The sequence below is a fragment of the Gluconobacter cadivus genome (assembly GCF_015244745.1).
In the GTDB taxonomy this organism is placed as follows: Bacteria; Pseudomonadota; Alphaproteobacteria; order Acetobacterales; family Acetobacteraceae; genus Gluconobacter; species Gluconobacter cadivus.
In genome coordinates, this window is sequence record NZ_JABCQI010000005.1 from 1 (window position 1) to 23,711 (window position 23,711).

The following is a 23,711-nucleotide window of genomic DNA, read 5'->3' on the forward strand; positions in this document are numbered from 1 at the left end:
GCGGGATCTTTAGCATTTTCGGCGGACTTTATACGGGCCATGAGACGAACTCCGAAAGGGGACGGAATCGTCATTGGTCCAGAATTGGTCCAAAATCGCTACTTAATTTTTGTAATGGAGGGCCTAGTTTGGCGGTAAGTGCTTGATAGCATTGCCAAATAAATCTGGTGTCCCATAGGGGATTCGAACCCCTGTTGCCGCCGTGAGAGGGCAGTGTCCTAGGCCTCTAGACGAATGGGACGAGGCGAAGGGGTTAATAGGGTGCCCTTCGGATCTTTGCAAGCGTTATTTAGGAGGTTTTTTGTGTCAGCAGAGGGCCGAGGCTTTTCCCGCCGAACAGATGAACGTGGAAATGGGGGACTTCCTGCCCGGAATTGGGGCCGGAATTGCTGATGAGGCGGAAGCCTTCTTGGGTCAGGCCTTCGTCTTCGGCGACTTTTGAGACCGCACGCCAGAAGCCTGTGATTTCCTCTGGAGAGGCTGTTGCGCCAAAATCTGCGATGGAGACGTAAGGACCTTTGGGGATGACCAGAACATGGATCGGCGCCTGAGGGGCGATATCGTGAAAGGCGAGCACGAAATCATCTTCATAGACCGTGCGTGAGGGGATTTCCTGACGCAGGATGCGGGCGAAGATGTTGTTGGGGTCGTATGCCATGGGCAGGCTCCTGTTTAGCCGATCTTTTCCTTGGGGCGGGCAGCTTTTTCTGCGATGCCGCTGGTGCCTTCGCGGCGCTTGAGTTCCGTCCAGACGTCTTCAGGGGAGACGCCTGCGTCCACCCACATAACGATCAAGTGGTACAGAACATCCGCGCTTTCGCCGATCAGCTCCTTGCGGTTGCCGTTGACGGCTTCAATCAGGCATTCGACCGCTTCCTCACCGAATTTCTGGGCGATTTTATTGCGGCCGCGAGACATCAGGCGTGCGGAATGGCTGAGGGACGGGTCGGTGCCGCGACGGGACTGAACCGTGTCATACAGGCGCTGGAGGATCTGTTCCTGCAGGAGGTCGGATTTCTTGTCATCCTGCTGTTTTGAGGGCTTCGGAGCCGGTTTGGTGGCGGGTTTACCCATGATCTTACTCTCCAAGCCTGACCGGCAGACCGGCCTTGTTCAGCGCGTTCTTGACTTCATCGATGCGGAACTGGCCGAAGTGGAACACACTTGCCGCCAGAAGGCCACTTGCGCCAACTTCCGCGCCCTCCACAAAATGCTGTAATTCGCCCACGCCGCCCGAGGCAACAACCGGAACAGTCACGGCGTTGCAGACCGCGCGCAGCAGATCGAGGTCAAAACCTGCGCGGGTGCCGTCGCGGTCCATGCTGGTCAGCAGGATTTCACCTGCGCCGAGATCCTGCATTTTCCGCGCCCATTCCACGACATCCAGACCTGTGGGTTCGCGGCCGCCCTTGGCATAGACTTCCCAGCCACCCTGGCCATTGGAGCGCGCATCGATGGCAACGACGATGCACTGACTGCCGAAACGTTCAGAGGCCTCACGAATCAGGTCCGGGTTTTTGATGGCAGCCGAGTTGACGGCGCATTTGTCGGCACCGGCGAGCAGGAGACGGCGCATGTCTTCGCAGGTGCGGACACCACCGCCCACGGTCAGGGGCAGACAGATGGCTTCGGCCGTGCGGCGAACGACGTCGAGAATGGTGTCCCGGTTTTCAACGCTGGCAGTGATGTCCAGAAAGGTAAGTTCGTCGGCACCGGCGGCGTCGTAAAGTTTGGCCTGTTCGACCGGATCGCCTGCGTCGCGCAGGGAGACGAAGTTCACCCCTTTGACGACGCGACCGTCCTTGACGTCCAGGCAGGGGATAACGCGGAGTTTCAGCATGACCCGAGGACGTCCAGTGCGTCTTTGAGTGCGATACGGCCGTCATAGAGCGCGCGTCCGACGATCGCGCCGGAAATGCCCGGAACGTCGCGGGCGACGTCGCGCAGAGCCTTGAGATGCTCCAGAGTTCCGACACCGCCGCTGGCGATGACGGGAATAGACAGGCGGCGCGCCATGTCTGCGGTCTGTTCGAGGTCGAGCCCGGCCAGCATTCCGTCCCGGGTGATTTCGGTGAAAATCACGGCGGCGACGCCGGCATCTTCCATGCGCAGGGCCAGATCGTTGGCTTCCAGTTCCGACACTTCTGCCCAGCCTTCGGTGGCGACGCGGCCTTGTCTGGCGTCGATGCCAGCAACGATACGGCCCGGGAAGGCACGGGCGGCCTGACGCACAAGTTCAGGGTCCTTGACGGCCACGGAACCCAGAATGACGCGTGAGACGCCCGCTTCGAGCCAGCGTTCAATGGCCGCCATGTCTCGGATTCCGCCGCCGAGCTGTACGGGAAGGCTGGTGGCCTTCACGATGGATTCGATCGCCGGAATATTGGTCGAACGGCCTGCAAAAGCACCGTTCAGGTCCACGACATGGATGTGACGGCATCCGGCTTCGGCGAACATGCGAGCCTGAGCACCAGGATCGTCGGAATAATGGGTTGCATCTTCCATTTCGCCGCGTCGCAGTCGGACGCAGGCACCGTCCTTGAGGTCGATGGCGGGGTAAAGCGTCAGACCGTGTGTCGCAGTCGGAGTTTCCGGTTCGGATGCCGAACTGGAGGCGGAACTGCTGGCGTCAGGCATGGCGATGCTGGACTGCCAGCGGGCGGCCTCGTTCTCGTTTGCCAGAAGTTTTGAGAGAAAAAGTCCGCGCACCGTCTGCCCTCCGATCCGTGCATAATAAGGATGCGTGCCCCAGTGTTCGAACTCGAATGACCGGAACAGCCCGATAGCGGCGACATGCGTTTCGCGGATGTCGCAGTTTACAACCTTGCAGCCAATGGCCTTTGCGCCCTTGAGCATGGTTTCCAGAAGCGCGCGTCCCAGACCGCGCCCGCGGGCATAGGGCGCCACGAAAAAACCGGTCAGGTTGGCGGTTGCCGCGTGGGCTTCATAGCTTGCAGGCGGGCGGACAAGCTGGCCCGCCCCGCAGATCGTGCCATTGTCACGCACGACATACAGGCTGCGCTCCGGCACAAGCAGCAGGCCCTCGAAATAGCGCGCCAGTGCCTGATGGCCGGGAGGTTGGAGCCAGCCGAAGCCGCCACCGTCCAGAATACCCGCCGATGTGGCCTCGATCAGGGCGTCCAGATCTTCGGGCGACAGTGACGAGACAACCCGTTCACAACTGATCGTCATGAAGTCCACCGCAGGAAGTTGCCGAGGATGGTCAGGCCGACATCCTGGCTTTTTTCGACGTGGAACTGCGTGCCGCAGCGGTTTCCGCGGGCGACGATGGCCGGAACCTGCGTGCCGTACTGCGCGGTGGCGACCAGATCGCTGTCCGCGCCGTCATGCAGAGCATAGGAATGAACAAAATAGCCGTGATTGCCGGGTGTGAGGCCGTCCGTCAGCAGATGTGCGCCGGGTATGAAATCCAACGTGTTCCAGCCCATATGGGGCAGACGCAGACCGGCACTGGCGGCTTCATCCATGCGCCGGATATTGCCAGAGATCCAGCCCAGCCCCTCGGTCCGGCCATGTTCGAGGCCGTATTCGCTCATGAGCTGCATGCCGACGCAGATGCCGAGAAACGGCGTGCCATTAGAAGTTGCGGTTTCAAGCATGTTGCGCAGTTCGGGACCAAGGCCCTGCGCGCAGTCCGCGAATGCACCCTGACCGGGGAGGATCAGTCGGTCTGCGGTGAGGATGTCGTCTGCGTCGCGGGAAATGACGACGTCGGCTTCGATCCCCTTGCGTGTCGCGGCCTTGCGGGCTGCCTGTGCGGCCGAGGCGAGATTTCCGCCATTGTAGTCAATTACGACGACGCGCATGGAAACTCCGGAGATGTGCCGTAGGAAGGGGTGTATTGCTGCTGGTCCATCCAGCGCAGGAGCGCGATGTCCCGGCTGGGTGCGGCGATGGGCGTGCCGGGAATGCGGCCGTTCAGGCGCTGTTCCCACAGCCGGATCTCAGCCGTAAAGCTGGCGAGGACGGCATGAATGGCTACGACCAGATCAAGCCGGGGCCAGAACCCTTTCAGGACATGCAGAACGATCATGGTGACGGCAGCAGCCAGAAGGGCGGAAATCCATGCGCCATAGGTCAGCAGGCCAAACCAGCCGCAAAACAGGACGCGCCATGAAAAACCGTCCTGCACCATCACGGGCATCTGCGGGCCAGGAGCATCAGGCTTCGTGCAGGGAATATAGAGCTTCACAGCACGCCTTTGGTGGAAGGGATAGCGCCCGCCGAGCGCGGATCATGCGAAACGGCAACTTTCAGCGCGCGGGCAACGGCCTTGAAGCCGCTTTCGGCGATGTGATGCGCATTGGTGCCAGCCTTGCAGGTCAGATGCAGGGCGATATGGGCGGACATGGCGAAGGCGCGGAAAAACTCTTCGAACAGTTCCGTGTCCATCGTGCCGATCTTCTCCCGCGGAAAGACGACATTCCAGGCAAGATAGGGGCGGCCGGAAATATCCACCACGGCTTCGCACAGGGCTTCGTCCAGCGGGACAAGCGCATGGCCGAAACGCTCGATGCCGCGCTTGTCGCCAATGGCCTGACGAAAGGCCTGTCCGAAAACGATGCCAACATCCTCGACAGTATGATGCCCGTCGATATGCAGGTCTCCTTTGGCTTTCAGGTCAAGGTTGAAGCCACCATGTTTGGCCAGCGCCGTCAGCATGTGATCGAAAAAGCCGATGCCGCTGTCTACGTCGGAACGGCCTTCGCCGTCGAGCGTGAGGGCAAGGGTGATGTCGGTTTCGCTGGTGGCGCGATGCAGGCTGGCGTGGCGGATGTCGTTCATGACCTCTCTGCTACACCAGCATGGCGCGGATTTCCACGCTATCTGGCTAAGATGCGTGCAAAATCCGTCCGTTTGCAGAAAGAAAAAGCCGGAGCGGGGAAAGCGTGTTCCCGGAGGAAACCGTGCGAAAGCACGTCACGTTTCCTTGAAGTGGGCCGTGTCAGGAAATTGCCCTTGGCGAGGAAGAAAGATCGGACCATATTTCCTGATTATGGCACATCATCATTCCCCCCTCGACGTCCTTCTCTCCCGCGCCTCGACGGACCATCTCGTCGAGCCTCCGCCGAAGGGGGATGACCTGCGCACCATTCTCTCCGCTGGTCTGCGGGCGCCAGATCACGGGAAAATGCGGCCTTGGCGCTATACTGTGATCAAGGGCAAGCATCGCGAGGCTTTCGCCGATCTCGTGGTGGAAGCGATGGGGCGGCAGGAGCCCGATGCGCCTGAAGCCAAGAAGACCAAGCGTCATCATCGCTTTTCCAATATGCCGATGATTATCGCACTCGGGATGCATCTTAAACCTGAAGGAAAAATCCCGGTCATCGAACAGGAAATGGCTGTGGCCGCAGGAGCGATGAATGTTCTGAATGCGCTTCACGCATCCGGTTTCGGCGGTATGTGGGTAACGGGTCCGTTCTGTGAAGACCGTATTCTGTTAACAGCTCTGGGGCTACCCGAGCCACATCGTCTCGCGGGTTTCCTGTTCGTCGGAACGCCCGCGAAGCATTCCGATGAGCGCAAGCGTCCCGAAATCGACGATTACATGGCGGTCTGGAAGGGCGATGCCATCAAGTTCGCCGCGGATGCCGGCTGAACAGATGCGTTACGACGTTATCATCGCGGGTGGTGGTCCGGTCGGGCTGGCTGCGGCCATTTCGTTTGCGCGGGACGGACGCAAGGTCTGCCTTGTCGAGCGGTCTTCTGCGGATGTGCTGGCCGATCCGCCTTTTGACGGGCGGGAAATCGCGCTGACGCATCATGCCTCGGAATGGCTAAAAGCTGTCGGTGCGTGGGACGAGATCCCGGCTGGTAGCATCTGCCCGATGTATACAGCCCGGATTGAGACCGGGAAGACTGGAAATCCGCCACTTCTCTTTGATGCACCCGCCGATGGCCCTGATGCGCTGGGGCATATGGTGGCGAATCATCTGATCCGCCGGGCGCTTTATCGCGTGGTTTCGAGAACGCCGGGTATAGACCTCAAAGCCGGGGAAGGCATTGCCAGTTCGTGGCACGATACGCGGTCGGCAGGCGTCATTCTGGCCAATGGCGAACGTCTTGAGGCCGATCTGCTCGTGGCGGCGGATGGGCGTTTTTCACGCCTGCGGACCGAAGCCGGGATCGGGGCGATCGTTCACGATTTCCAGCGGAACATCATGGTCTGCCGGATGCGGCATCCCGAGCCGCATGCCAATACGGCGCTTCAATGGTTCGATGAAGGGCAGACGATTGCTCTGCTTCCGGTCGCAGCGGATGATCGTCCGGGGTCCTGTTCATCGCTGGTTCTGACGCTGGAGCCAGACGAGATCGCGCGTCTCAAGGCGCTCGATGGGAAGGCGTTCAGCGAGGATATCACCGCCCGTACGCAGGGGCGTATGGGGCCGATGACGCTGGAGAGCGCGCGTTGCGTGTATCCGCTCAAGGCCGTTTACGCCCATCGCTTTCAGGCGCCGCGTCTGGCCCTGATCGGGGATGCCGCGGTGGGAATGCATCCGATTACGGCGCACGGGTTCAATCTTGGCCTTAAGGGACAGGAAGTTCTGGCCAAGGCGATTGCAGATGGTCCCGGTGATGCGGGTGATCCGTCCGTTCTGTCGCGTTTCGAGCGGACGCACCGTCTGGCGACGGCGCCGCTCTTTGCGGCCACCAATGCCATTGCGACCGTTTATACCCGTGACGAAGCCCCGTTCCTGATGGCGCGTCGGGCCGGGCTGGCAGTGGCCAACCGGCTTCTGCCCTTCAAGGCAGCCGTGACAAATATGCTGATGGATCGTCAGGGCTGAGGCCTCGACGATCCATCAGTTGAAATGTGCTCGCAGCAGCGGTGTTGATGAAATGCAGAGCATGATCAGCCCGAACAGCGCCATGACCTTGATGATAAAAAAACAGGCATGGTGGCGGGCGTCCGCGCCGGTTGCCAGCATCATGAACGGGTCTGGATCAGGAAAGCCGGTTTTGCTGTTGATCTGCACGAGTTCCAATGCTCGCTGACGGCTGGGTGCCGCCTGTGCCCGGCGTCGCGTCATTTCCGTCCCGGAAATATCGGCTTTTTCGTGCAGGGCCGTAAGATAGAGTTCCAGATCTTCGCGGCGATACGCGATTTTGCCATCCGGGCCCTGCGTGTGTGCAGGCCCCGTGCCGAGGAGGGACAGCAGCTTCATTCTGCGTTCCGGTAGTGCGAGATGGGCGGCTGCTTCCGCTCTTGAGAGCGTTTTTGAGCGCACAGGCAGATGAAAGACCTGTCCGCCTGACTTTTCACCGGGAATATGTGTCGGAGACGGCATTGGTCTAAATCCTGATTTCTCTGGACGGACTGACATTATGGTCAGTCCGTTCGGAAATCGAGTATTTCCCGGAGTCCCACTCCTTATTTTTGATCAGGCTGTTGTGATGGCGATGCCTTCGGAACGGAACCGGCGGAAGACGTCAAAGAGAATGGCGTCCTGCACGCTGCTGGCGTCGCGCGCGGAAGTAAGGGCGACACTCAGGGTCACAGTCAGGCTGTCTGCGGTAATGGCACTGACCCTGACTTTGGGGGCGGGTGTTGCGAGGACGTCGTCGCGATGTGCGGCAACTTCCAGCAGCATGGATTTTGCTTTTTCCGGATGGGTCGCCACCGGAACCTGAAATGTTAGGGTCAGGGTGCCCGTCGCACCGCTCAGCGTGGCGTTTTTGACGCTTGTGGTGATGAACTGTGAGTTCGGAACGATCATGGTCGAACCGTCGCTCAACCCAATATCGGTCGCGCGGATGCTGATGCGCTTGATATCGCCCCGTGTACCGGCGATTTCGACCATGTCTCCAACGCGCACTGGCCGTTCGGCCATAAGAATAACGCCAGAGACGAAGTTCTGCACGATGGATTGCAGGCCAAAACCGATACCGACCGAGAGAGCACTGACCACCCAGGTCAGGTTCTGCACAGACACCCCGGCGATGGAGAGAATGCCAAGGCCGACGAGGATCCACGAACAATAGGTGAAAATGCTGAGGATCGACGTGCGACTGCCGATATCAAGGCGCGTGGTTGGGAAAAACCGGTCCCTGATCCAGCCTCGGGTCTGGCGGATGGCGTAATAGGCGACCACAGCCAGCACGATGACCAGCACGACCGTATCGAGAGAAATCTTCACGCCGTGAATGGTGTTGCCGACGAACAGCAGCCAGAGGCGGGTCGTGATATCCGTAACACTGAAGCTGCCATCTGTTTGTGCAATGGAAAACAGCAGCAGAAGCAGCAGGATATTTCCAAGCCCGGAGAGGATCACTCCGATCTGCGACAGGCGCGGCTGGGGAAGGCCAAGCTGCATCAGGCGGAGGCTGAAGAAACTGCCTTCCGAAAACAGCCGCTCCAGAACATCGCGCCAGCACAAACCCAGAAGGGCCACGATGGCCACACCGGTACCCAGCGAGAGCAGCCAGCCATTGAGCGTGAAGGCGAAGGCCACATAGCCCAGCAGGATGGAAATGACCGTGACCGTCAGAAGCAGGCTGGACACGCCTAGCGCGGATGGCGCAAAGCCGCGCGTATCGTTCTGGTTGCCCAGTCGGCGGAACGTATCCACGGCACATAGGCCAATGGCGATGGAGAACGCGATTTCCAGCAGGATCTGAAGCGTCTGGCCGAAAGCATCCTGAGCCTGAAAGGCGCGCAGCAGATCCAGAAGAAGAATGCTGATCGCCAGAATCCAGTCCACACCCCGAAGCGCCTTGCGCTCACCGGGATTACCCTGCGCCAGAACGCCGCTCCGTCCAAAAACAGGCAGTCCGGCGCCGATAATAAAGCCACAGACAGGAACGGTCTCCCCGATGATCGCACCAATCGGGCCGCCGCCATCAGGCAGGGCTGCCGCAGCCCAGATGAACCATGTCAGTGTAGCGATCAGGGCTTCCAGCGCACCGTTCAGCGTAATGGCAATGACGCTGGCGGAGAGCGCCTCTTTCACGCTGTCTTCAGTGGCGGGCCGGAAATGGGCGCCACAGCGCTTGAGCAGACGCAGGATCAAAGGAGAGCTGAGGCCGATGACCGCGAACGTGATCGCGCAGCCGATCAGAAGGTGGAGCCAGTTCGCCAGAACGCCGCCTTCATGAAACGAAGAGTGGTTTTCGGCGCGCTCGGTCAGGAGTGTGTTCCAGAAGCGCGGAGCCAGCGGTGAAACCGTATGTTCGGACAGAGCTGCGTGCTGAAGCTGTGTGCGACGCGCGTTGATGGCCGTGTTGAGTTGCTGGGCCTGAAGATTATAGAGTCTGGCACGGATCAGGGCCGATTTTACAGACTGCGCATTCTGTTGCATCCGCTGCCGCTGTGCCGTGACGGAGGGATCTTCGTTTTCCGCCGCGCTGGTGCCGAGGATCTTCAGAAAAGATTCGGTGATGTTGTCGTAGGACTGGATCTGCGTGACGGCGTCCTGCGTGTTCTGCTGGACCTTCTGGATCCGGGACGACAGGCTGTCGAGTTCGCTGTTGCCCGTATTTTCATCCTTGCGGTTCAGAACGGCGAAGACCTGGCGCAAGGTGGTGGCGCTGTCGTCGAGCTGGTGAGCGATGGTGCTGGAAACCGCAGCCCAGCCAAGGCCGGATGTGGTGGGATCGGACTGCGCGTCGTTTCCGATGCCTTTCAGCATGGGCTTTGAAGGGGCCGTGTTCGTTTGGGCTGTAGCCTGAGGCGCAGCACGTGCAGCGGGAGGAACCAGTCCTGCAAAAACCAGTGTGAAAGCGACGGACAGAACACTCAGAACACGTCCGCAAACGGCTCCAGACCGCTGTTGTTTAAGAGATGAAGAGGCGCGCGCGGCAGGCCGTGTGGTCATGCGTCGGGTGTTCCGTTCAGTGTCTTGATGGGTTTTCAACGGTTTGCAGGGACAGGGGTTCGATTGCGGCGGAGAACACGGATATGAAAAAGGCATCTTTTCCCAAAGAGAAAAGATGCCCGGGAGGCGTAAAGTGCTGCGGAGGATCAGTCCTTCCAGTCCACTCCATGCGCGTCCGCAATCGACTCGAAGCCGTCGCGACGCATGGCGTCCAGAAGTTCCTGTTTCATGCGGCTCAGGATACCGGGCCCCTGAAGCACGAAAGAGGAATAGATCTGCACCATGTCCGCGCCCATGCGGATGCGGGCAAGAATATCCTCGCCTGTTTCAATGCCGCCGCAGGAAATCAGCTCCAGCCGGCCCTTGTTCAGTCCGGAGACGATCCGCAGCACATCCCGCGAACGGGCCGCCAGAGGGCGCCCGGACAGGCCGCCGGTTTCGCGGGCTGCCGGATCGCGCAGGCTGCCGGGACGGGCGATGGTCGTGTTGGTCAGGATCAGGCCCTGCGCACCACCTTCGATGGCTGCTTCAAGGATCGGTTCGTAGGAGCTGTCATCCAGATCCGGCGCGAGCTTGACCAGAAGTGGCGGCCGTTCGGGGTTGCGCGTGTTGATCGCTGCCAGAAGCTCTTTCAGCATCGCCGCCGACTGAAGATCCCGCAGGCCCGGCGTATTGGGCGAGGACAGATTCATCGTGATGTAGTCGGCATACGGCCGCACACGGGCAACGAGTTCCGGATAATCCCGAAGCGGGTCGGAGCCGGTCTTGTTGATGCCGATATTCACGCCCAATGGAACGATCGGGCCGCGCGTCCGGCCATTGGGCATCGGGCGGTGCAGACGGGCGAGACGTCGGCAGAAGCGGTTCACGCCGCAGCCATTGAATCCCATACGGTTGATGATCGCGCCATCCTCGACCAGCCGGAACAACCGTGGGCCCGGATTGCCGGGCTGGGGGCGGGGCGTCACGGTTCCGGCCTCGATATGCCCGAAGCCCAGCTTTGCAAGCGGGCGAATGGCGCGGGCATCCTTGTCGAACCCGGCGGCCAGGCCGATCGGATTGGGAAAGCGCAGGCCGAGCACACGGGTCGAGAGGGCCGGGACGTCTTTCGGCGCCTGACCGCCGAGGCCAAGAGCGAGAGAGTGAATGGCAAGTTCATGCGCCGTTTCGGTGTCGAAGCGGTGCAGGAGAGGAGTGACGAGCGTTCCGAGATCGATCATGAATCGTTTCCATACCCTAATCCGTGCTGTGAAGCATCCACCTCACAGCTTTGGGCGATGTCTGGTGGCGTTTTATCTTGGCGGTAACGCAGGGACACGATAGACGCGAATGCATGTCCGATGCCCCTACTTCTGAATCCTATGACGAGCCTTACCTTGAGACGTGTTGCCGCTCGACGCTGCACCGGCTTCTGCTCTGTGGCGCGACGGGCCGCCCGACCGGATTGAAAGACCAGCCCTGTCTGGAGCGGCTGGAGCGGCTGGGCTTGTCCGAACTGCGTGATGACGGGCGCTTCGTGATTACGCAGGACGGTTTGAAGCGGCATAGTGAAGAAATCGGCCCAACAGGCTGAGGTCAGGTTTTCAGAAACTCCAGAACTGCACGGTTGAACTTTTCAGTTTCGTCCAGAAAAACCATGTGAGCACTGTCTTCGAAGTCCATGCCGGTACAGTTGGGCATGTGCTGTGCGACCCAGGCGGGACCTTCGGGGTTCAGTATCGTATCTTTTCGGGCCACCATCATCAGGGCCGGAAGCGTGAGATGCGGCAGGACATCGCGCCAGTCCTGCGTGGTGTGATCGGCCATCATGGCGCTGCGGGCATGTGCGGGACTATGTGCCATCTCGCGAAGCAGGAAGGCTTTTTCTTCGTCTGGAAGGGGATGGCAGATGCAGTTTTCCAGATTGGCCCGGTCGAAGTCTTCCGGGGTGAGGGTTAGTTGCTGCTGTACGGCCGTCAGGCCCGCCTGATCGTAACAGTCGGCATGGCCGAGCTTCCAGTCAGCAGAATAATACTGTTTCGGGGTCTGCTGGACGAATATGGCATTACGGATGCGCTCTGATCCGAACAGTTCCAGATACGACCAGATGACCGGACAGCCGATCGACCAGCCCAGAACCGTGACGTCCCGCAGGTTCAGCGCCACCAGCAGGTCCCGTAGATCGGCGGCCAGACGCGCGATCCTGTAACCGTGTGACGGTTTTTCCGAACGCCCATGGCCGCGCAGGTCCACAGTGATGACGCGGGCCTGTTCTGAGATCGGGCCGATATTGCGGTGAAAGAAGCGTCCCGAAAACGTCCAGCCATGAATCATGACGATGGGCCGTCCGTGTCCCTGTTCCTCGTAATGGATGCGGATTCCGTCACTGGTCGTGATATGCGGCATGGTCTTCTCCGTAAAAACACTGGCCGGATGGGGCGTGGACATTGTCGCAGGCCATAGCGCGCGGACCGTAAGGCGGGTTGCGTTCAAAGGAGCGTTTGCGCTTGCGGGGGCAGGGCGGTAAATTGGAAGGGCCATGACTGTTTCCTCACCTTCCGTCACGCCTGACGCGCCTGAAACCGCTCCTCCGAACCGTGTTCTGAAACCCATTGATCTGGGGCAGGGGGTGGTGATCGAGGACCCGGTGATCCTCGCCCCGCTCTCAGGGGTGACGGATCTGCCGTTCCGCCAGCTCGCGCGCGATCTGGGAGCAGGGCTTGTCGTATCGGAAATGATCGCCTCCTGGGCGATGATCCGTGAGAACGAAAACACCATGCGCATGGCGCGGATGGCCGAGCGCGGGCCCAATGCGGTCCAGCTTGCCGGGTGTGATCCCGAAGCCATGGCGCAGGCGGCGAAGATTTCGGTCGATGGAGGGGCAAACCTCATCGACATCAATTTTGGCTGTCCGGTGAAGAAAGTGGCGATCGGGCAGATGGCTGGCTCCGCACTGATGCGCGACGAGGTTTTGGCCGGGAAGCTGCTGGAAGCCACGGCGCGGGCCGTGAATGTGCCGGTGACGCTTAAGATGCGCATGGGCTGGGACCACAACTCTCTCAATGCGCCGCGTCTGGCGAAAATCGCGGAAGAGAGCGGAATCCGGCTTGTGACGGTTCACGGTCGCACCCGGCAGATGTTCTATAACGGCACCGCGGACTGGCGTTTCGTCAAAACGGTGAAGGACGCGGTGTCGCTGCCGGTCATCGTTAATGGTGACATCAACACCATCCGCGATGCGCGTGAGGCGCTGCACCAGTCTCAGGCCGATGGTGTGATGATCGGGCGGGGTTGTTATGGTCGTCCGTGGTTCACGGCGCAGGTGGCGCAGTCCCTACGGACGGGCGAGGATGTGCCGGACCCGGATCTGGCGACCGAAAAAGAGATTGCCCTGCGTCATTATCGCATGATGCTCGACCATTTCGGCGAACGTCCGGGACTGCGCCTCGCGCGCAAACATGTCTCCTGGTATTCCGCTGGGCTGCCGGGGTCTGCGACGTTCCGCTCTACGATCAATAATGTGGATAATGCCGCTGAAGCCATTGCGCTGCTCGAAGGCTTCTATGACCGTCATATCGAAGCCGGTGTCGTCCGCAACCGCGAAGCCGGACCGGCAGGCAGTCTGAGCCGCGATGGCACGCGTGAGGCGGCCTGAGGTCATGCGCTGTTCATGACGGAAGTGTCCGTATCCGGTCTGGTCGAGCAGGGCTGTCATCCGGTTTTCCTCTACGGAGCCTCCCGGCTGGACCGGCAGGACGTGGCCCGCAGGCTGCACGGCCACAGCCCGCGCGCTCGGCACCCTTTCGTGGTTGCGGCCCTGACTGCCACCCCGCGCGCCTTGCGCGAGGCGGCACTGTTTGGAAGCGCCGAGGCGGGCTGGATGCAGCAGGCACAGGGCGGAACTCTTCTGCTGGATGAAATCGACTGTCTGTGTCCCGCGATGCAGGACCGGTTTGTGGACTGTCTTGCGCAGACGGATCTGCGCGTCATCGCCGGAAGCCGTCACGATCCGCTCTTGCTTCTGCGACAGGGGGGGCTGGCGGCAGGGCTGCACCAGTGGTTGTCGGCGCTGCCGTCGGCGCAGCGGATGGGGCCTGAACGCATCGGCGCGGTCTGTCGTCTGGCGGCCGGTACGGGCACGGCACGTCCTCGCGGATTGGAGCGTGCGCTGGAACGGCCTTTGTCTGAATATCTTGAAGGTGATCTGGAAAACGGCGCGGGTGATCTGCATGCCTGTGTGGTGGGAGAAGTCGAGCGGCCGTTGATTACAATGGTCCTGCGCCGGACCTGCGGCAACCAGTTGCGGGCCGCTTCCATTCTGGGAGTGAACCGCAACACCCTGCGCAAACGTATTCGCGAACTGGATATCACGATCCCGAAAGGCATCGACGAGTGAAATTGCGTTCCCTGAGGCGCCTGTTTGCAAGGCTGACGAGTGCCAACGGGGCGGTTCTTCTGACAGTTCTGGCGCTCGTACTGGCCTTTGCGACGTTCGTCGTGCTGTCAGGTGGCATGTCTCTGGCGCACCGGCCGCAGGTTCAGGCAATCGTCTTCCTGCTCGATTTCATCACGCTTATGCTGATTGCGGCAGCGGCCGTGGTGCAGATCGGGCGGATGGTGGCCGAACGCAGGCTTGGTCTGGCGGGCGCACGTCTGCATGTGCGGCTTATTACACTGTTCGGCATCGTGGCGGTCGCCCCGACTATTGTCGTGGGGGCAGTCGCGACGCTCTTTTTCCATTATGGTGTGGAAATCTGGTTCTCCAACCGTGTGAATGATGCCCTGACGGAGGCACGATCGGTCGCAGTCGGTTATCTGCAGGAGCATAACGACAACGCCCGAACCGAAGCTTTCGCGCTCGCGAACACGCTGATTACGGTCCAGAACGACGAGCTTTTCTCTCGCGGGACTGATCTTTTCCATGACCCGGCGCGTCTTCAGGAATTTCTGGACGACGAAGTCACGGAACGGGGCCTGACGGATGCGGAGGTCTTCGATCCCCTGACGTCCAAAGTTCTGGCCGTCGGTGGCCTTCTGGGCAGCGATGCGGATATGTCCACGGCCCCGCCACTCCCGCCGAAATCGGTTGTGGAACTGGCCCGACATGGCGAGGCCGTGATTCTTGATCGCCCGGATCAGCGCAAGGTGCGGGCCGTGGTGGCGCTGGGCGGCAATTCGGGGCTCATGCTGGTCATTACCCGGCCGGTCGATCCGGATGTGGTGGAACACATGCGTCGGACGGATACTCTGGTTGCCGATTATCAGCGGCTGATTGCCAATCGTGGCAAGACGCAGGTCCTGTTCGCGGTCATTTTCGCACTGATGGGCCTGCTGGTTCTGGCGGTGGGAATGCTGACGGGTCTGGCGCTGGCCAACCGGATCGCCAATCCGCTAGGTCTTCTCATTCTGGCCGCCCAGCGGATTTCCAAAGGGGATCTGGGCGTTCGGGTTCCGGTTCCGGAAGACGCGGGGCAGGAAAAGGACGACGAGGTGACGGGGCTGTCGCGTGCGTTCAACAGCATGACAGACCAGCTCGAAAGCCAGCGGTCCGAACTGATGCAGGCCTATGACCAGATCAACGAGCGCCGCCGCTTTACCGAAACCGTGCTTGCCGGTGTCTCGGCGGGCGTGATCGGACTGGACCGGGCGCAGGTGATCGAACTGCCGAACCGCGCAGCCTCCAGTGTGCTCCAGCGCGACCTCCAGCCCACCATCGGCCGGAAACTGACGGAGCGTGTGCCGGAGTTCTCCGCCCTGCTGGAGGCGGCACGCATGGCGCCAGAGCGCGTCCATACGGCCGAAATCCAGGTGGATACCGAAGGTGCGCAGCGTCCGGGTGGGCCGGGCGAGGGCGCCGGTGCGGGGGCGGGACGGACGCTGCTTGTGCGGGTCGTGGCGGAACTACGCGGTCAGGACGTCGCGGGTTATGTCGTGACCTTCGATGACATCACGGATCTCCAGTCCGCTCAGCGCAAGGCCGCGTGGGCCGATGTGGCACGTCGTGTGGCGCACGAGATCAAAAATCCGCTGACCCCGATCCAGCTGGCGGCAGAGCGTCTGAAACGGCGCTTCCTCAAGGAAATCCACTCTGACCCCGAGACCTATACGCAGCTTGTCGATACGATCGTGCGGCAGGTCGGTGATATCGGACGGATGGTTGACGAGTTCTCCGCCTTTGCGCGGATGCCACAGCCCGTCATGCAGCCGGAGGACTTCTCGCGGCTGTGTCGGGAGGCGCTGGTGCTCCAGCGTAATGCCCATCCCGAAATTGTGTTCGAGACCACTGGACTGCCTCCCTCAGGGCCAATTGTGCGGTGTGACCGGCGACTCATCGGTCAGGCACTGACAAACCTTTTACAGAATGCAGCCGATGCTATCAGCATGACAGGCCGCGGAAAACCGGGAGAAAATGCTTCCGGACAGCCCGCAGGGCAGGCAGTGCAGCCAATAGGACACATTGTGGTGGGCTTGCACATTCGCGGCGGGCATGTCCTGCTAGACATAGAAGATGACGGGATCGGCCTGCCGACGGTGGAACGCCACCGGCTGACCGAGCCTTATGTAACCCACAAGGCGAAAGGCACCGGCCTCGGCCTTGCGATCGTCAAGAAGATCATGGAGGACCATTCCGGGATGCTTCAGCTCACTGATCGGGAACCAGACCTTTCCCGTGGCCCGACATCCGGGCAGCGGGGAACGCGCGTCACCCTGTCCCTGCCGTTATGGGAGCAGGAGAGCCATGTCCCCGGGGAAACGGACCTTCAGACTATGAGGACAGCAGATGGAACATGAGATCCTGATCGTCGATGACGAACCGGACATCCGGTTCCTCATCGAGGGTATTCTGAACGATGAGGGCTACAGAACCCGGACAGCCGGTAACTCGGATCAGGCGCTCGAACTCTTTCGCGCGCATCGTCCGTCGCTGGCAATTCTGGACATCTGGCTTCAGGGCTCCCGACTGGATGGAATCGAACTGCTCAAGATTTTCCAGACCGAGGAACCCGGCCTGCCGACGCTCATGATCTCGGGCCACGGCACGATCGAGACGGCAGTGTCCAGCCTCAAGCTGGGCGCCTATGACTTCATCGAGAAACCCTTCCAGTCGGACCGGCTTCTGGTTGTGGTGCGTCGCGCACTGGAAGCCGCGCGTCTGCGGCGGGAAAATGCAGAGCTGCGTCTGCGGGCAGGGCCGGAAACGACCCTTTCGGGAGAGGGCGCTGTCATTTCGGCTATCCGTGCCCAGATCGAACGTGTCGCGCCCACCAATTCTCGTGTGCTGATCAGCGGTCCGGCCGGGGCAGGCAAGGAAGTGGCAGCGCGGATGATCCATGCGCGCTCCCGCCGCGCGGAGGGCCCGTTCATTGCCCTGAACTGTGCGACGCTCGCGCCCAACCGCTTCGAAGAGGAGCTGTTCGGTCTTGAGGGCGAAGACGGCCAGCCGATGCGTCGCGGCGTGCTGGAGCGTGCCCATCGTGGCACGCTTCTGCTCGACGAAGTCGCGGACATGCCGCCTGAAACGCAGGGCAAGATCGTCCGCGCGCTTCAGGATCAGACCTTCGAGCGTCTGGGCGGCAATACACGGGTAAAGGTGGATATTCGCGTCATCGCCACCACCAACCGCGATCTTCAGTCCGAGATCGCTGCGCATCGGTTCCGGGAGGACCTGTATTACCGGCTTGCGGTCGTGCCGCTGCGGATCCCCTCTCTGCGGGAACGGCGCGAAGACATTCCGGGTCTGGCGCGGCACTTCCTTGACCGCTGCGCCGAGTCTTCGGGCCTGCCGGTGCGGGAACTGTCGGTGGATGCACTTGCGGCGCTGCAATCCTATGAATGGCCGGGCAATGTGCGGGAGTTGCGCAACCTGATGGAGCGGCTGCTGATCATGATGCCGGGAACGGGCAATGATCCGATCCGCGCAGACATGCTGCCCTCCACCATCAGTCAGGGTGCGCCGTCCATGACCCGCCTCAACTCTGGTGCGGATGTCATGAGTCTGCCGTTGCGTGAGGCGCGGGACCTGTTTGAGACGCAGTATCTTCAGGTGCAGCTCATGCGCTTTGGTGGCAACATCAGCCGGACGGCCAGCTTCGTCTGCATGGAACGCAGTGCGCTGCATCGCAAACTCAAGCAGCTTGGCGTGACAACCAATGAAGACCGCGCGCCCGCCTCATCCACCCCGGTGAGTGGCTGAAATGAAGCGCCGGTTTTCCTTCTCTTTCCTCTGTCGACTGATAACAGCGTGACTTCAGAACATTCCTCTCCTGTCGGCCCTCGTGCCGTTCAGGAGGCCTTTCTCGATCATCTGCGCCGGACGGAAGCCTCCGTGACGGTTTTTCTGGTCAATGGCGTGAAGCTTCAGGGAATCCTGGCCCAGTCGGATGCGCAGACCCTGTTGCTGCGGCGGGATGGCCATGTGCAGCTTGTTTACAAACATGCCGTCAGCACGATCATGCCGGTCACGGCGATGAATTTTGTGGAAGAAGAACTTTGAGCGGTTTCGACACCAAAAAACCCGCAACACGGGCGGCTGTTATTCTGCCGTGGGAAAAGTCGGGGCCGCAGGAAGAAATCCGTGCGGCCGATGCGCGGCTTGAGGAAGCTGTCGGTCTGACAGCGTCTATCGGACTTGTCGTGGTGCGTCAGGCCGCAATCCTGCTGCGCGCCCGTCGCCCTGCGACCCTTCTGGGAAGCGGTCAGGTCGAACAGCTCGCCGAGGCGGTCAAGCTCGACGATGTGGATGTGGTCGTGATTGATGCGCGGCTGTCGCCCGGTCAGCAGCGCAATCTTGAAAAGGCGCTGGCCTGCAAGGTTGTGGACCGGACGGGGTTGATCCTTGATATTTTCGGCGCGCGTGCCGCCACCCGTGAAGGTGTGTTGCAGGTCGAGCTGGCCCATCTGGAATATCAGCGTTCGCGCCTCGTCCGGCTGTGGACCCATCTTGAGCGTCAGCGGGGTGGTTTCGGCTTCCTTGGCGGTCCGGGTGAGACGCAGATGGAAGCCGACCGCCGGATGCTGGCCGAGCGGATCGGCAAGATCCGCAAAGAGCTGGAACAGGTGCGCCGGACGCGCGGCCTGCACCGTGAATCCCGCAAGCGCGTACCGTTTCCGGTCGTGGCCCTCGTCGGCTACACCAATGCGGGCAAGTCCACGCTGTTCAATGCCCTGACCGGGGCGTCCGTTCATGCGCAGGACCAGCTTTTCGCGACGCTGGACCCGACCATGCGCGGCATGCGTCTGCCGTCCGGGCGCAATGTGATCCTGTCCGACACTGTGGGATTCATCAGTGAACTCCCAACCGAACTGATCGCTGCCTTCCGCGCAACGCTTGAGGAAGTAGCGCAGGCGGATGTGATCCTGCATGTCCGCGATATTTCGCATCCCGACAGCTTGGCCCAGCGGGCAGACGTTCTTAATGTGCTGGATGGCATGGTGCGGGACGGCGTGCTGGATTCACACTGGTCGGACCGCACGATCGAGGTTCTGAACAAGGCCGATCTGGTTGGCGGCGTCGAGGCTGTTCCGAAGCGTGAGAATGCCGTTGCGATTTCCGCCATCACAGGCGAAGGTCTGCCGGACCTGTTCGAGGTTCTGGACCAATACCTGACGCGCTCAATGAAATCCGTCGATGTGCGTCTGCCCATTACGGATGGCGCGGCATTGGCATGGCTCTACCAGCATGGCGAAGTGGTTGGCCGGACAGACCGGGAAGACGGAATCGATGTGCAGGTCCGCCTGTTCTCGGCGGATCTGGAGCGTTTCGAACTGCTTCATCCAGACCGGATCGTGCAGCCGGACGCCTGAGTTTTTCTACTCGGACGCCGGTGTCGCCGGAGCCGCGCTGCGCGAAGAGGCGCGGGCGGCTCTGGCGCGCTGGCGGACACGGTCCAGCGGTATGGCCAGCGCATAGGTCAGACCGAGGCCGACCACATTCATCACAAGCTGTTCCCACAGATTGATGCCGAAGCTGGCGAACATCAGCCGTCCCAGCAGGTCGAGCACCGTGCTGCAGGCGAAGACTTCCAGTGAGTTCCGTCCAAGCAGGGCAAGGCTCTGGCCGATGCGGTCTGCGGAAATGCGGCGCAGCGCAGCCGAAGACTGCACCAGATAGAAGATCGCCATGATGTCCAGCAGCCGCCAGATGGCCAGCGTGGATTTGCCCATATTGGGCGGGGCTGGAAAAATCCGCAGAGATGGGACGTGCCAGTATTCGTAGGGGAAGCACAGCACGAACGCGCCTGCGAGATAGGCCAGACACAGGGCCTTGACCCAGAGGCGATACGGTAGATCGCCGTTGTTTTTCGAGGCCCAGACAGCCCCCAGAATCCCGAGAATATAGAGAAACTGCCAGCCGAACGGATTGAGATACCATCCACTGGGATCGAGCCAGTTGGGAATGGTGAGGTGCGGATCCAGATTGGCGATGCCCCAGATGCCGACACTGAGCGCAACAAGCAGCCACAGGCTGCGCTTGAGAATCCAGTAAATCAGCGGAAACAGCGCCAGAAGCACCACATAAAGCGGCAGGATGTTCAGGTAGCTGGGGAGCGCATCGAATGTCAGGATACGCCACAGCCAGCTATAGCCGTGCGCGAGCTGCGGCTCGATCGTATATTCGGGCAACGGCTGATAGTGCCGCCACTGCCGAACCGTCCAGACGAACACCAGCGTCATGCCGGTCTGGTACAGGTACAGCTTCAGGCAGCGGGCCAGAATACGGTGAATACCGGTTTTCCAGCCTTCGCGGTCGATCAGGCGCCCATAAGCCAGATAGGAGGCGTAACCTGCCAGCATGACGAAAATCTCGGCGGCATCGGCAAATCCGAAATTGCGGATCGTGATGCGATTGAGCAGATCATCCGGAACATGGTCCACCAGCATCATCAGCAGTGCGAGACCGCGCAGGGCATCCACACGATGATCGCGGAGAATCTTTCGCGTTAAAGCTGATGGGGATGCTGGGGACGGCTCCATAATCTCTTCTTATCGTCAGAGCGTGGGCAGGGGTATGGGGCCAGATTACGGCCAGATTAAAGATTGGACGGAATTCAGGCCCAATCTGCCCCGCCCGGACTGTTTTTTACAGTGCGAGCAGGGCTTCGTTCGACTGGCTTGCCAGAATGCCATGTCGTTCGGGATGCAGTCCCATAACTTCGACGGTACGGCCGCGCGCGCGCAGTTTGCCGATAATTTTTTCTAGAACCTGAACGGATGTGATGTCCCACAGGCGGGCCTCGCTCAGATCCAGCACAACACGAGAGGCATCGGTATGGTAATCGATTGCATCGGAGAGGCTGTCAGCGGACGCGAAGAAAACCTGACCGGACGCGCTATATGTCAGCACATCGCCGGAACGCTTTTCCGTGACCCGCAGCAGGCTTGCGGCGTGCCAGGCGAAGAACACGCCTGAAAGCATGACGCCAACCGCAACGCCGGCGGCCAAATCGTGAGTCATCACGACTACAGCTACGGTGACGAGCATGGTCAGGCTGGACAGACGCGGATGGCGTGTGAGGTCGCGCAGACTTCCCCAGGAGAACGTGCTGGCGGAAACCATGATCATGATGGCGACAAGAGCGGCCATCGGAACCTGCCCGACCCAGCGGTGCAGCAGTACCATGAGGGCCAGCAGGAACGCGCCTGCTGTGAAAGTGGACAGACGCCCGCGTCCGCCATAGCGCAGATTGCCAACGGTCTGGCCGATCATGCCGCAGCCCGCGATGCCCCCGAACGCACCGACGAGAATGTTGGAAATCCCAAGACCCGTGCATTCCATGCGCTGGTCGCCGTGGGTATCGGTGATGTCATCCACGACGGAGGCCGTCATCATGGATTCCAGCAGGCCCACAGCAGCCATAGCCAGCGCATAAGGCAGCACAACGGACCATGTGGCCCAGTCCAGCGCGATATGGGGGAAGGTCAGGCTGGGAAAACCGGTCGGGAGGTCGCCGAGATCGGAGACGGTATGAACCGGCATCGGATAAAACATCGTGATGGCAGTGAGAACCACGATGCAAATCAGTGGAGAGGGAATGGCATCTGACAGGCGGGGGAGCAGATAGATAATGACAAGACCAAGCGCTATCAGCGCATAGGTGTGCCAACTCACCCCCAGCATCTGCGGCACCTGTGCGGCAAAGATCATGATGGCCAGTGCGTTGACAAAGCCGGTCCGGACCTCGGCGGGAACGAACCGCATGACGGCCTGAAGCCGCAGCAGACCAAACAGAACCTGAAGCCCACCGGCAACCAGTGTGGCGAGCAGCATGGCCTGAACACCATGGGCATGAACCAGCGGTGCGGCCACCAGAGCGACAGATCCCGCGGCACCCGAGATCATCCCCGGACGCCCGCCGAAAATGGCGATTGAAACGGAAATGACGAAAGACGCGAACAGCGAGACCGCTGGCGAAACACCGGCGATATAGGAGAATGCAATGACCTCGGGAATGAGGGCAAAGGTTCCGACCATTCCGGCCAGCACTTCGCGCAGAGGGTTCTGTGCCCACTGGCGACGATAGAGAGCGGGAGTCATGAAAATCCTTGAGGGCAGGGCGTGAACGGGGTGCGACGTATTCAGGCCCGGCGCGGCAATGATGCCTGCAGTGTAACCCGGCAGGCTTCAGGATTGAAGAGACGGAATTGCCGGGAGAATCGACATGAGCGCGGGTGGAAGCGGCCAAAAAAATCAGGAGAGTGAAAAAAAATGCGTCAAAAGACTGGACGAGTGCCCCAACCTTCCTCTAGAGAGTGCGTCGCTGTGTGGCGGATGTAGCTCAGTCGGTAGAGCGCCGGTTTGTGGTACCGGTTGTCGCGGGTTCGATCCCCGTCATTCGCCCCAGCACTTCTCCTGAAAATCTGAATGAACATTCATCTGGGCTTGGCAGTATCAGCCTGATGGTTGTGTCTGTGCTCCCAGCGTTCTTCCAGCGCCATGCGCTCGAAGCGTAGTTTCTGCCGGATCCAGTTCAGCATGCCCGACAGCGTCACGACGATGATTCCCATGAATGTCCAGTTGTCCAACGGCTGATGAAACAGCAGGTAGCTGAACGCGACGGCCCAGACCATCTGGCTGTATTGCGGCAGCGCGACCCGGTTCGCGGGGGCAACGGCTGTGGCCATCATCATGAACAGTTGCCCCAGAGCGGCCAGAAAACCGTATCCGAACAGAAGGGCCCAGGCCCGCAGCCCATGGGGCCATGAGGCATGGGTGATCATGAGAAGGCCGTCGCCGATCAGCGGTCCGAACAGGCTTGATCCGAACAGGGAAAGCCGTGCGCTTTTGTCTCCGGCCAGTCGGTAAGACACAACGCTGCTGGCATTGGCGAGCGCGGCGACGATGGCGCAGACATGCCCGAGATGGAATGCCCGGGCGCCGGGACGTAGGACGATCAACACGCCCAGAAAACCGATTCCAACCGAAAGCCACGTCCAGAACGAAACCTTTTCCTTCAGGATCGTGACGGAAATGATGGTGACGAAGAACGGCATCAGAAACATCAGCGACAGCGCTTCTGGCATGGGAAGCAGCATGAAAGCCATGACGCTGGCGGCTGTTGAGACGAATGTTGAAACAGCGCGCAGAATCCACATGCCCGGCCGGTTCGTCGCGAAAATATCAGAATAGGGTTCGTCTGGCCGGCGGATGAAGGGCAGCAGCAGAAAGCCAAAAACGCCGCCTGAAAAGGCGACTTCGAAAGGATCGAGGTGCCCCGCAAGCCCTTTTGAGCAGGCATCGCTGATGGCAAAGGCGGCGTATCCGAGAAGTGCCAGCAGGATGCCTGAGGAGAAAATGTTCTGTCTCATGGATCTGTTTCTCCGCAGGCGAGGCTGTTTCCCGTGCGGAGACAAGAAGACCTGCTACTGTCGGTAGTCAATCTCTACCGCTTTCCGGAC

23 protein-coding genes and 2 tRNA genes are annotated in these 23,711 nt (G+C 60.7%); 10 read left to right on the plus strand and 15 right to left on the minus strand.

All coding sequences use genetic code 11. The features are described 5' to 3' along the window. Nucleotides 1-165: 165 nt before the first annotated feature. The 8 genes from HKD28_RS08150 to hisB all read right to left on the minus strand — a co-directional run bounded on the left by HKD28_RS08150 (nucleotide 166) and on the right by hisB (nucleotide 4,806). Nucleotides 166-241: transfer RNA gene (locus HKD28_RS08150), tRNA-Glu, on the minus strand. A 48-nt stretch (nucleotides 242-289) separates the two neighbouring features. Then, nucleotides 290-658: a histidine triad nucleotide-binding protein gene (locus HKD28_RS08155; protein WP_194267880.1), complete on the minus strand. Its 369-nt coding sequence runs from the start codon at nucleotides 656-658 to the stop codon at nucleotides 290-292. A gap of 14 nt (nucleotides 659-672) precedes the next feature. Next, nucleotides 673-1,074, minus strand: a complete 402-nt coding sequence (locus tag HKD28_RS08160; RefSeq protein ID WP_194262235.1) for a phosphoribosyl-ATP diphosphatase — start codon at nucleotides 1,072-1,074, stop codon at nucleotides 673-675. Nucleotides 1,075-1,078: 4 nt separating this feature from the next. Next, nucleotides 1,079-1,840: an imidazole glycerol phosphate synthase subunit HisF gene (gene hisF, locus HKD28_RS08165; protein ID WP_194262236.1), complete on the minus strand. Its 762-nt coding sequence runs from the start codon at nucleotides 1,838-1,840 to the stop codon at nucleotides 1,079-1,081. Continuing rightward, nucleotides 1,834-3,192, minus strand: a complete 1,359-nt coding sequence (gene hisA, locus HKD28_RS08170) for a 1-(5-phosphoribosyl)-5-[(5-phosphoribosylamino)methylideneamino]imidazole-4-carboxamide isomerase (RefSeq protein WP_194267881.1) — start codon at nucleotides 3,190-3,192, stop codon at nucleotides 1,834-1,836. Before hisA ends, hisF begins: the two co-directional genes overlap by 7 nt. After that, nucleotides 3,189-3,827, minus strand: coding sequence for an imidazole glycerol phosphate synthase subunit HisH (hisH, locus tag HKD28_RS08175; protein ID WP_194267882.1), 639 nt, complete (start codon nucleotides 3,825-3,827; stop codon nucleotides 3,189-3,191). The genes hisA and hisH overlap by 4 nt, the downstream gene beginning before the upstream one ends. Then, nucleotides 3,812-4,213: a hypothetical protein gene (locus HKD28_RS08180; RefSeq protein ID WP_194267883.1), complete on the minus strand. Its 402-nt coding sequence runs from the start codon at nucleotides 4,211-4,213 to the stop codon at nucleotides 3,812-3,814. Before HKD28_RS08180 ends, hisH begins: the two co-directional genes overlap by 16 nt. Continuing rightward, entirely contained in the window at nucleotides 4,210-4,806 is a 597-nt protein-coding gene (gene hisB / locus HKD28_RS08185) for an imidazoleglycerol-phosphate dehydratase HisB (protein WP_086648118.1), read from the minus strand. Before hisB ends, HKD28_RS08180 begins: the two co-directional genes overlap by 4 nt. Before the next feature lie 211 nt (nucleotides 4,807-5,017). Here hisB and HKD28_RS08190 point away from each other — a divergent pair, with 211 nt between their 5' ends. Together HKD28_RS08190 and ubiM are read left to right on the plus strand one after the other, a co-directional pair. Continuing rightward, a complete protein-coding gene (locus HKD28_RS08190; protein ID WP_194267884.1) occupies nucleotides 5,018-5,620 on the plus strand; it encodes a nitroreductase family protein in 603 nt (200 codons plus the stop codon). A 4-nt stretch (nucleotides 5,621-5,624) separates the two neighbouring features. Continuing rightward, nucleotides 5,625-6,809, plus strand: coding sequence for a 5-demethoxyubiquinol-8 5-hydroxylase UbiM (ubiM, locus tag HKD28_RS08195; RefSeq protein WP_194262241.1), 1,185 nt, complete (start codon nucleotides 5,625-5,627; stop codon nucleotides 6,807-6,809). A gap of 15 nt (nucleotides 6,810-6,824) precedes the next feature. Here ubiM and HKD28_RS08200 read toward each other — a convergent pair whose 3' ends face one another. The 3 genes from HKD28_RS08200 to HKD28_RS08210 all read right to left on the minus strand — a co-directional run bounded on the left by HKD28_RS08200 (nucleotide 6,825) and on the right by HKD28_RS08210 (nucleotide 11,056). Next, nucleotides 6,825-7,310: a hypothetical protein gene (locus tag HKD28_RS08200; protein ID WP_194267885.1), complete on the minus strand. Its 486-nt coding sequence runs from the start codon at nucleotides 7,308-7,310 to the stop codon at nucleotides 6,825-6,827. Nucleotides 7,311-7,403: 93 nt separating this feature from the next. After that, the gene (locus HKD28_RS08205) at nucleotides 7,404-9,836 is read right to left on the minus strand and encodes a DUF3772 domain-containing protein (protein ID WP_194267886.1); all 2,433 of its coding nucleotides are present in this window, start codon (nucleotides 9,834-9,836) and stop codon (nucleotides 7,404-7,406) included. Between the two features lie 146 nt (nucleotides 9,837-9,982). Next, on the minus strand, nucleotides 9,983-11,056 hold the full coding sequence (locus HKD28_RS08210) for a quinone-dependent dihydroorotate dehydrogenase (protein WP_194267887.1): 1,074 nt from the start codon (nucleotides 11,054-11,056) through the stop codon (nucleotides 9,983-9,985). Nucleotides 11,057-11,169: 113 nt separating this feature from the next. Here HKD28_RS08210 and HKD28_RS08215 point away from each other — a divergent pair, with 113 nt between their 5' ends. Continuing rightward, the gene (locus HKD28_RS08215) at nucleotides 11,170-11,409 is read left to right on the plus strand and encodes a hypothetical protein (protein ID WP_194267888.1); all 240 of its coding nucleotides are present in this window, start codon (nucleotides 11,170-11,172) and stop codon (nucleotides 11,407-11,409) included. A 2-nt stretch (nucleotides 11,410-11,411) separates the two neighbouring features. Here the strand turns inward: HKD28_RS08215 and HKD28_RS08220 are convergent, their stop codons facing one another. After that, complete coding sequence (locus HKD28_RS08220; RefSeq protein ID WP_235993377.1) at nucleotides 11,412-12,356, minus strand: alpha/beta fold hydrolase; 945 nt, start codon at nucleotides 12,354-12,356, stop codon at nucleotides 11,412-11,414. Here HKD28_RS08220 and dusB point away from each other — a divergent pair. The 6 genes from dusB to hflX are packed head-to-tail and all read left to right on the plus strand — an operon-like array spanning nucleotide 12,355 to nucleotide 19,619. Next, a complete protein-coding gene (dusB, locus tag HKD28_RS08225; protein WP_062028953.1) occupies nucleotides 12,355-13,470 on the plus strand; it encodes a tRNA dihydrouridine synthase DusB in 1,116 nt (371 codons plus the stop codon). The genes HKD28_RS08220 and dusB overlap by 2 nt on opposite strands. 15 nt (nucleotides 13,471-13,485) lie before the next feature. Next, nucleotides 13,486-14,211, plus strand: a complete 726-nt coding sequence (locus tag HKD28_RS08230) for a sigma 54-interacting transcriptional regulator (protein WP_194267889.1) — start codon at nucleotides 13,486-13,488, stop codon at nucleotides 14,209-14,211. After that, entirely contained in the window at nucleotides 14,208-16,607 is a 2,400-nt protein-coding gene (locus tag HKD28_RS08235; RefSeq protein WP_194267890.1) for a sensor histidine kinase NtrY-like, read from the plus strand. The genes HKD28_RS08230 and HKD28_RS08235 overlap by 4 nt, the downstream gene beginning before the upstream one ends. Beyond that, on the plus strand, nucleotides 16,597-18,009 hold the full coding sequence (ntrX, locus tag HKD28_RS08240) for a nitrogen assimilation response regulator NtrX (RefSeq protein WP_194267891.1): 1,413 nt from the start codon (nucleotides 16,597-16,599) through the stop codon (nucleotides 18,007-18,009). Before HKD28_RS08235 ends, ntrX begins: the two co-directional genes overlap by 11 nt. Nucleotides 18,010-18,057: 48 nt before the next feature. Further along, nucleotides 18,058-18,309: an RNA chaperone Hfq gene (gene hfq, locus HKD28_RS08245; protein WP_194262250.1), complete on the plus strand. Its 252-nt coding sequence runs from the start codon at nucleotides 18,058-18,060 to the stop codon at nucleotides 18,307-18,309. Then, on the plus strand, nucleotides 18,306-19,619 hold the full coding sequence (gene hflX / locus HKD28_RS08250; RefSeq protein WP_194267892.1) for a GTPase HflX: 1,314 nt from the start codon (nucleotides 18,306-18,308) through the stop codon (nucleotides 19,617-19,619). The genes hfq and hflX overlap by 4 nt, the downstream gene beginning before the upstream one ends. Nucleotides 19,620-19,625: 6 nt before the next feature. On the opposite strand, the gene HKD28_RS08255 is transcribed toward hflX, so the two are convergent. Continuing rightward, nucleotides 19,626-20,789 (minus strand): OpgC family protein, encoded by a 1,164-nt coding sequence (locus tag HKD28_RS08255; RefSeq protein WP_194267893.1) that lies wholly within the window; start codon nucleotides 20,787-20,789, stop codon nucleotides 19,626-19,628. 106 nt (nucleotides 20,790-20,895) lie between these two features. Then, nucleotides 20,896-22,350, minus strand: coding sequence for a SulP family inorganic anion transporter (locus tag HKD28_RS08260; RefSeq protein ID WP_194267894.1), 1,455 nt, complete (start codon nucleotides 22,348-22,350; stop codon nucleotides 20,896-20,898). A gap of 230 nt (nucleotides 22,351-22,580) precedes the next feature. Here HKD28_RS08260 and HKD28_RS08265 point away from each other — a divergent pair. Then, a tRNA-His gene (locus tag HKD28_RS08265) sits at nucleotides 22,581-22,656 on the plus strand. A gap of 29 nt (nucleotides 22,657-22,685) precedes the next feature. Here the strand turns inward: HKD28_RS08265 and HKD28_RS08270 are convergent. Next, nucleotides 22,686-23,621, minus strand: coding sequence for a DMT family transporter (locus HKD28_RS08270; protein ID WP_194267895.1), 936 nt, complete (start codon nucleotides 23,619-23,621; stop codon nucleotides 22,686-22,688). Nucleotides 23,622-23,711: the final 90 nt, after the last annotated feature.

Excerpts from the sequence above, each read along its gene's own strand:
- HKD28_RS08210 (WP_194267887.1), bottom strand. The coding sequence starts at position 11,056 with ATGATCGATCTCGGAACGCTCGTCACTCCTCTCCTGCACCGCTTCGAC.
- hisH (WP_194267882.1), bottom strand. The coding sequence starts at position 3,827 with ATGCGCGTCGTCGTAATTGACTACAATGGCGGAAATCTCGCCTCGGCC.
- HKD28_RS08270 (WP_194267895.1), bottom strand. The coding sequence starts at position 23,621 with ATGAGACAGAACATTTTCTCCTCAGGCATCCTGCTGGCACTTCTCGGA.
- HKD28_RS08260 (WP_194267894.1), bottom strand. The coding sequence starts at position 22,350 with ATGACTCCCGCTCTCTATCGTCGCCAGTGGGCACAGAACCCTCTGCGC.
- ubiM (WP_194262241.1), top strand. The coding sequence starts at position 5,625 with ATGCGTTACGACGTTATCATCGCGGGTGGTGGTCCGGTCGGGCTGGCT.
- hisB (WP_086648118.1), bottom strand. The coding sequence starts at position 4,806 with ATGAACGACATCCGCCACGCCAGCCTGCATCGCGCCACCAGCGAAACC.
- dusB (WP_062028953.1), top strand. The coding sequence starts at position 12,355 with ATGACTGTTTCCTCACCTTCCGTCACGCCTGACGCGCCTGAAACCGCT.
- hisA (WP_194267881.1), bottom strand. The coding sequence starts at position 3,192 with ATGACGATCAGTTGTGAACGGGTTGTCTCGTCACTGTCGCCCGAAGAT.
- HKD28_RS08205 (WP_194267886.1), bottom strand. The coding sequence starts at position 9,836 with ATGACCACACGGCCTGCCGCGCGCGCCTCTTCATCTCTTAAACAACAG.
- hisF (WP_194262236.1), bottom strand. The coding sequence starts at position 1,840 with ATGCTGAAACTCCGCGTTATCCCCTGCCTGGACGTCAAGGACGGTCGC.
- HKD28_RS08215 (WP_194267888.1), top strand. The coding sequence starts at position 11,170 with ATGTCCGATGCCCCTACTTCTGAATCCTATGACGAGCCTTACCTTGAG.
- HKD28_RS08190 (WP_194267884.1), top strand. The coding sequence starts at position 5,018 with ATGGCACATCATCATTCCCCCCTCGACGTCCTTCTCTCCCGCGCCTCG.
- HKD28_RS08200 (WP_194267885.1), bottom strand. The coding sequence starts at position 7,310 with ATGCCGTCTCCGACACATATTCCCGGTGAAAAGTCAGGCGGACAGGTC.
- HKD28_RS08230 (WP_194267889.1), top strand. The coding sequence starts at position 13,486 with ATGACGGAAGTGTCCGTATCCGGTCTGGTCGAGCAGGGCTGTCATCCG.
- HKD28_RS08155 (WP_194267880.1), bottom strand. The coding sequence starts at position 658 with ATGGCATACGACCCCAACAACATCTTCGCCCGCATCCTGCGTCAGGAA.
- HKD28_RS08160 (WP_194262235.1), bottom strand. The coding sequence starts at position 1,074 with ATGGGTAAACCCGCCACCAAACCGGCTCCGAAGCCCTCAAAACAGCAG.
- HKD28_RS08255 (WP_194267893.1), bottom strand. The coding sequence starts at position 20,789 with ATGGAGCCGTCCCCAGCATCCCCATCAGCTTTAACGCGAAAGATTCTC.
- HKD28_RS08220 (WP_235993377.1), bottom strand. The coding sequence starts at position 12,356 with ATGGCCCTTCCAATTTACCGCCCTGCCCCCGCAAGCGCAAACGCTCCT.
- ntrX (WP_194267891.1), top strand. The coding sequence starts at position 16,597 with ATGGAACATGAGATCCTGATCGTCGATGACGAACCGGACATCCGGTTC.